Here is a 7,526-nt window from a genome sequence, read left to right as displayed (position 1 = left end):
GCCAGCAGCTCAAAAGACCAGCGAATTAGTCTCATCTTGAAAGCGATTTGGAATTAGTGCCTCAATCGCGCACGCTCGCTCTGGTCGGTGCCCAGGCACCAAATCTATATCATCCCCGCCGCCGAAATCCCGGACGACGCGGCATCCGCAGCCTTCGAATTCCTCGCCGACCTTGACCGCCGCACCCGCGCCAAAAGCTGGATGCATCGCTTTGGAAAACAGACTGCGAGGCCGTCCTCCGGTAGGTTTTTAAGCGGAATTAAAACTCTGGTCTGAGCCCGAAACGGATTAAACCTGTGCCATGGGGTGGATAAAATGGCACAGGTGGCACACTGACTGCCAAAGTGTGCCAGATCTGCATTTGCAAGACGTTGGTTGGTAATGTGATATAAAATCAGGTCATGGCATGGATTTCGCTTTAAAAAAAGCCGTGTCGATGGCAAGGTAACCTGAATTATGAAACGGATTGTTTTATTCGCGATGACGAACATCGCCGTGCTGGCCCTGATCGGGTTAATTTCGTACGTGTTCGGCCTGGATCGCTGGTTGGCGGCGCGCCACATGAATATCGCCATGCTGTTGGTGATCTCGGCCATCTTCGGTTTCGCCGGCAGCTTTATCTCGCTGGCCATTTCCAAGTGGATGGCCAAAATGGCGTACTCCATTCAGGTCATTGAAAAGCCCCAAACGCAGGATGAAGAGTGGCTGTATCGCACGGTGGAACGGTTAAGCCGCGACGCTGGCATCTCCATGCCGGAAATCGGGTATTATGAAAGCCCGGAGGCCAACGCTTTTGCCACCGGCCCCTCCCGGAACAGCGCCTTGGTGGCTGTGAGCACCGGTTTATTGCAGCAAATGAACCACCGGGAAGTGGAAGCCGTGCTGGCGCATGAGGTGGGGCATATCACCAACGGCGACATGGTGACCATGACGCTGCTACAAGGGGTACTGAACACCTTCGTCGGGTTTTTCTCCCGGCTCATCGGCATGGCCATTGACAATGCCATGCGGCGGGACAATGACCGGGGCGGCTTGGGTATGGGTTACATGCTCGGCTATTTTGTCAGCTCCATCGTGTTGGGGCTGTTTGCCATGGTCATTCAAATGGCATATTCGCGGCAACGCGAGTTCGCGGCAGACGCCATGGCGGCAAAATTAACAGATCGCGAGTCCATGATCGCCGCCCTGGCCCGGTTGAAATCGGTGATGGAAAACGGCGGGGTATTCGACAACTCCGCCCCCTCGATGAACACCTTCAAGATCAGCCACCCGGAAAGCTTCATGGCTCTATTTTCATCGCATCCGCCGTTGGAAAAACGCATCGAAGCGTTGCGGAAATTGAAATCGTAAGGTCCGCAACCGACCAGCGCCGGGTTTATTTTGCGCTCGCCATCCGGCGCGCTTACCACCACCATGCGGCCTTATGGCAGCATGAACTGGGCGTTGCTCACGAATAGCCTGATGGTGTCTGCGGGCACGGCCATTCTGGCCGCGCTGGCGGGAGCCATGGTGGCGGTCTGCGCCGCGGGTTGGCCGGCGCGGGTGCGGCACGCCCTGTTGGCTGGCGCGGCAACGGTGCTGGCTTTGCCACCGTTTCTGGTCACAAACTGCTGGCTGGATTTGCTGGGTAATAGCGGTTTACTGCACGATTGGCTGCCCCTCAAAATTTACTCCCTGCCCGGCACCATTTGGATTCTTACGCTCATGACCTGGCCACTGTCTTTTCTGGCCGCCAGTGCCGCGCTGCGGCGTTTGGTTCCTGAGCATCTTGAAGTTGAGCCACAGTTGCGTGGTGTGCGCCTGCTGTCATGGATTCTGTGGCCCATGGTTCGACCAACGCTGGGCGCGGCATTTCTGCTCACCTTTGTCCTGGCCCTGAACAACGTCTCCGTGCCGGCGCTGTTGCAAGTCAAAGTATTGTCCTCCGAAGTCTGGTTGGAGTTCAGTGCGCGGCTCGATAATCTGTCCGCCATCAAAATCGGCTGGCCGCTCTTGGTCGCCCCGCTGCTGCTGCTATGGGTGATGTCTCGGCGTGAAATCGTTTGGCCCCGGGAACAGCTCACTGTACCGCCGCTGCTTTTCCGGCAACGGATTGGCCGGGGTATTTTCCTGGTGGCGGCCATTCTTTGCGCCGCCTTGTATCTGGTTTCACTGATTATTCCGCTGGCACAACTGTTGGGTAATCACCGGATGTGGCCACACTTGTGGCCAGCCCTCCAGTCTGGTGGGCCTGCCTTGGCGAATTCCTTTTGGCTGGCAGCGCTCTGCGCCACTTCGGTGGTGGTGCTCGGCGGATTGGCGCATTGGCCCGGCAGGAATCGCAATCCATTTAATCAGGTAACGGCCCGCTCCGGAACGGCATTGGGAATCCGGCGGCTTGCCTCGGCGGCAGTTTGGATGTGTTTTTTTGTGCCAGGAGTTCTGCTCGGTGTGGCCTTGATTTATATTTTCAACCAACCGGTTTTGGAGGCGGTGTACCGGAGCGGTTGGATCATGCTCCTGGCGCTGGTCATTCGTTATGCCGCTCCGGCCTGGCAGGGCACCGGGCTGGCCATGAACGCGCTTGACGGAACCTTGTGCGATGCCGCCCGGATCGAAGGCGCGCGTGGGTGGACATTATTCCACTTGGCCATCTGGCCCCAGGCTGGGCCGCGTTTGGCGGCGGCCTGGTATGTGGTGTACCTGCTGTGCCTCTGGGACGTGGAAACGCTGGTGTTGATTATTCCGCCCGGTGGTGAGACGGTTTCCTTGCGCGTGTTTAATCTCCTGCATTACGGACACAGCCCGTTGGTCAACGCGTTGTGTCTCTGGCTGCTGGCCTTGGCCGTCCTGCCGTTGGCCGTCTGGCTGGCTTGGACCAGGCTCGTAAAACTCCCCCGTGCCGTTTACCTAGTACTGCCCTGGGTTACGCTGCTTTTGGGTGGCTGCCAGCCAGCAGCGTCCGATCGTGAGGCTTCCATCCCAAGCCAGTTTTTCAGCAAAGCGGTGATCATTGGCCGGCGCGGCACCGCGCCCGGCGAGTTTAACAAGCCGCGCTCTGTGGTGGTGGATCGGCGGGACAACCTGTACGTGGTGGATATGACTGGCCGGGTACAGAAGTTTTCCCCAGACGGCGTTTTTCTACTCTCTTGGCAAATGCCGGAAACCGATCTGGGCAAAGCCAAGGGACTGGGCTTGGATAAGGATGGCAACATTATCGTTGTCGAACCGCACTACCAGCGGCTGAATCACTTCACACCGCAAGGCAAACTGCTTGCCCAGTGGGGTCGGCACGGCACGGAGCCGGGTGATTTCACGTTGCCGCGTGCCGTGGGTGTAAGTTCCCGTGGGGATTTCGTCGTGAGCGAATACACTCAGGCGGACCGCGTGCAGGTTTTTGACGCCGTAACCAAAAAGTATTTGCGCGGCTGGGGTGCGGCTGGGGAACAGCCTGGGTACTTTAACCGCGCGGAAGGGCTATGTCTCGACGCGCAGAATCGCATCTACGTTGCAGATTCCTGCAATCATCGTGTACAAATTTTTGATCTCAATGGCAAATGGCTGCGTGCGTATGGCCGGGCCGGTGCGGGTTTGGGAGAGTTGAGTTATCCGTATGATATCCGGGTAGATGCCGCCGGGTACCAATACGTGTGCGAGTTTGGCAATAGTCGTATCCAGATTTTTAACGCGCTGGATCGCCCGGTCGAAATTTTGGGTGGCCCTGGGACGCGGCCCGGCCAGTTCAACAACCCGTGGGGAATCGCGCTGGATTCCCAAGGGAATCTTTACGTGGCCGATGCCTTGAACCACCGCGTTCAAAAACTGATCCGGCGGCGGACGGTGGTTTGGTGGAAGCCGGATGGGATTCACGAGAATGCAGGTTGGGATAATGCGACGGGTCCGTACCCCCTCACCTCTTTCCTCTCCCTCGGGGAGAGGATGCCTGTTCTCCGGCTGAGGGAAAGTGCTCAAAAGTTTCATGCAACATATCAGTCTTTCCGCGAATCAGTTCACCACGCGAGCGCGGACCAAGCGCCATTGGAATTTCTCAACCGCCGGCTGCGCGATTCCCTCTCCCAGAGGGAGAGGGCTAGGGTGAGGGGGTACGCAGCCACAAATTCCCAAGCAACCTTCAAAGTAGTCCGCATCCCCAGACAACCGGGCAAATGGGCTCCCCCCGCATGAACTTCCAATTCACCAACCCTGAATTCCTGTGGCTGCTGCTCCCGGCAGTCGCCTGGGTGCTTTGGTGGGCGTTGCGTTCCGATGTTCAGGTGAGTGCCTGGCGGCGCTGGACGTCCCTGGTTATCCGCTTGGTTGTGATCTTCTTTTTGGTGTTTGCCATGGCCGGTGTCCAATGGATGAAACCACGCGAAGGAGTCAATGTCCTATACCTCCTGGATCGTTCGGACAGCATTCCCAGCCAGCAACAGGATGCCGCCCGCAAATACGTCAATGAAACCGCCAAGGACAAAAAGGAGGTGGACAACGCCGGCCTGGTGGTTTTCGGTTCTGAAGCCGCCATCGAATTTTCACCCGCCGCAACCATTGACCCCAACAATAATAAAGTCCTCGCCGTGGTCGGCGCGCAGCGCACGGATATCGCCGCCGCGATCCGGCTCGGCACCGCTGCGTTTCCCGAGCATGGGCAGAAACGCATCGTGCTGGTTTCCGACGGCAATGAAAATGCCGGGGACGCCCTGGCGTCAGTGCTGGCCGCCCGTCCTTTGGGAGTAACGGTGGATGTGCTGCCGCTGGGGGTTGAGCGGGGTAACGATGTGTCGTTGCAAAAACTCACGCTGCCAAACCGCGTCAAAGAAGATCAGCCGTTTGAGGCTAAAATCCTGGTCAATGCCGATCAGGCTCAAGACGGCACCCTGCGCCTATACCGCAACGATGAATACCTCGGCGAGCAGAAGGTGAAATTGGATAAAGGCAAAAACGTGTTCACCATCCAGGATACGATCAAGCAACCTGGCTTTTACAGCTACAGTGCGGTGATCGAAGCCAAGGGCGACATGGTGCCGCAAAATAATCGCGCCACCAGCTTTGTGCATGTGCGCGGCAAGGCGCGTCTGCTGCTCGTCTCCGCTGAACCGGACAAAGACCAACCGCTGGCCGAGGCCATCCGCTCCTCCAACATGGACCTCAAGCTGGTGAGTGTGGACAAATTGCCCGGCACCTTGGCCGAACTGCAAAGTTACGACGCCATCTTCATTAGCAATATTTCCGCCGGCGATCTGGGCGAGGAGCGCATGAAACTCTTGGAGAGCGCCGTGCGTGATTTCGGTGTGGGGTTGGTATGCGTGGGCGGCGACCAAACCTACGCCGCCGGCGCTTATCGCGGCACACCGCTGGAAAACACCCTGCCCGTCAACATGGAACTCGATAGCCGCAAAGTGTTGCCCAAGGGTGCCATGGTCATGGTGATGCATGGCATGGAATTTCCCGGCGCCAACGAGGCGGCGCGGGAAACCGCCCTGGCAGCGCTGACGGCGCTGGGACCGCAGGACGAGATGGGCGTCGTGCTCTGGGACGGCAACGAACGCTGGCTGTTTCCGCTCAAACCCGTCGGCGACAAACAAGAGATGGGCCGCGCCATTGCCGGCATGAATCAAGGCGATCTGCCCAGCTTCCAGGGAGTCATGACCAAGGCCTACCAGGCCTTGAAAAATTCCACCGCAAATTTAAAGCATATCATCGTCTTCAGCGATGGCGATCCCGGCCCACCCTCACAGGCCCTGATGGATAGCTTGGTCGCCAGCCGCATTACGGTCAGCACGGTCATGATCGGCGGCCATGTGCAGCCTGATACCATGATGTGGATGGCCGACAAGGGCAAAGGCCGGTTCTACGATGTCGCGCTGGGCAACGCCGACAAACTACCCGAAATCTTCATCAAGGAATCCGCCGTCATTCTCAAGTCGGCCATCTATGAGGAGCCGTTCACACCCAAACAGGTGTCGCACAGCGAAGCGCTGAGTGGCATTGCCGCCTCCGCGTACCCGCGCCTGCTCGGCTACGTCTGCACCACTCCCAAGCCGCGCGCGGAAATCCCGTTGGTATCGGACAAGGGCGATCCCATCCTGGCCCATTGGCAATATGGCTTGGGGCGGGCGGTGGCCTTCACCTCGGACGCCAAGGCGCGCTGGGCGAAGGACTGGCTCGGCTGGAATCAGTACCGGCAGTTCTGGTCGCAGATCGCCCAGTGGAGTTTGCGCCTGGTGGAGAACGCTGATTTCAATTCCGAAATCTCCGTGGAACGCGGGGATGGTGAACTGAACGTGGAAGCGCTCGACGCGCAGGGTAACTACCGGAATTTCCTTAATTTGCAGGCCGTGGTCGTCAGCCCCAAGGGCGAACGCCAGCTAGTGCGCCTGGAACAAACCGGCCCCGGCCATTACGAAGCCAAATTCCCCACCAAGGAAGTGGGCGCGTATGTATTGAACCTGCTGGATGTCCGTAACGGCCAGCCGCGCGGCTCCCAAGTCCTGGGTGCCAGCCTGAACTATTCGCCGGAATTCGCCGCCACGGAGCCCAACTTCGCGCTCTTGAAGCAGCTTGCTGAAATGGGCGGCGGCCGCGTGCTCAAGCCGCAGTTGCCCTCGGACAACCCCTTCCTGCACGATCGTAAAAAAACCTTTCAACCGGTGGATTGGTGGGAATGGCTGTTGAAGTCGGCGATCATTCTGTTCGTGCTGGATGTGGGCGTGCGGCGCATCATGATTGACCGCGACGAATGGCTGAAGGCCACCCAGACGCTGCGCCGCTGGCTGTTTTTCTGGGAAGGCAAACCGCGCACTGCCGCTGCCGAGGAATCACTCTCCGCCCTGCTCGCGCGGCGCGAGTCCGTGCGCGCCCGCCAAACCGCGCCCGCCGCCGAACCCAACCCGGACCTGTTCCGTCCCGTCCAGACCGATTCGTCAGCGTTGCCCGAGATCAAACCTGCCACTGCCAGCGATGCCGGTAAACCCGTGGAGCCAGCACCGCCGGGCACCTCGAAAAAGGACGGTCCGCCGGTAACCACCACCAGCCGTCTGCTCGACGCCAAGCGCCGCGCCCAAAAGAAAACCAAAGCGGACTGACGCCCGGTTGCTTCTGACAGCGTGCAGTTGTGGAATTCATCCTCGAGGGGATGAAGACCGGCGAAAATAGTTAGAGTCTCGTGACCTCGACAACTACGATTTTTAAGGCCGTCACCGCGACTCCGATCCAATCCAGCGCTGGGTTGGACTCTGGTGCGCGTCAGGCCGTCCATCAGCTCAAGGGAAAACGACCTCAGCCCCGGTCTGCGCCTCGCGCTACGCGCCCTAAATATATCAAGAACGACCCCAAGGATTATCACGGAGCCCCCGAGATTGCCAGGGGCGCAACTTTGGTTCTCGAGGGCGGCGCGAGCGTTCGGGGGGGGACTATTCCCGAGTTTCGGGGCGCTCTTCTAGGCTTTCGGGGCGCCCCCAAAGTCCGCCGGGGCGCCCCCGGCGAGTTTCAGGGGTTTTGTAAATATAATTGTGTAAATGTTTTTTTGTTTTGTTTTTGTTGTTTTG

At 58.7% G+C, this 7,526-nt stretch carries 3 protein-coding genes; all 3 read left to right on the top strand.

Features of this window, described 5'->3' with window-relative positions; translation table 11 throughout:
- The first annotated feature begins 456 nt into the window (after window positions 1-456).
- The 3 genes from htpX to WCO56_27850 are packed head-to-tail and all read left to right on the top strand — an operon-like array spanning window position 457 to window position 7,064.
- Window positions 457-1,350 (top strand): protease HtpX, encoded by an 894-nt coding sequence (gene htpX / locus WCO56_27860; protein MEI7733419.1) that lies wholly within the window; start codon window positions 457-459, stop codon window positions 1,348-1,350.
- Between the two features lie 30 nt (window positions 1,351-1,380).
- On the top strand, window positions 1,381-4,164 hold the full coding sequence (locus WCO56_27855; protein MEI7733418.1) for a 6-bladed beta-propeller: 2,784 nt from the start codon (window positions 1,381-1,383) through the stop codon (window positions 4,162-4,164).
- The gene (locus WCO56_27850) at window positions 4,161-7,064 is read left to right on the top strand and encodes a glutamine amidotransferase (protein MEI7733417.1); all 2,904 of its coding nucleotides are present in this window, start codon (window positions 4,161-4,163) and stop codon (window positions 7,062-7,064) included. Before WCO56_27855 ends, WCO56_27850 begins: the two co-directional genes overlap by 4 nt.
- Window positions 7,065-7,526: the final 462 nt, after the last annotated feature.

The organism is Verrucomicrobiota bacterium, from assembly GCA_037139415.1.
GTDB lineage: Bacteria > Verrucomicrobiota > Verrucomicrobiia > Limisphaerales > Fontisphaeraceae > JBAXGN01.
Note: the sequence above shows the minus strand (reverse complement) of the source record. Positions and strands in the feature narration are given on the sequence as shown.

Bases quoted from the DNA above. Each gene is read 5' to 3' on its own strand.
- htpX (MEI7733419.1), top strand. From the start codon at position 457: ATGAAACGGATTGTTTTATTCGCGATGACGAACATCGCCGTGCTGGCC.
- WCO56_27850 (MEI7733417.1), top strand. From the start codon at position 4,161: ATGAACTTCCAATTCACCAACCCTGAATTCCTGTGGCTGCTGCTCCCG.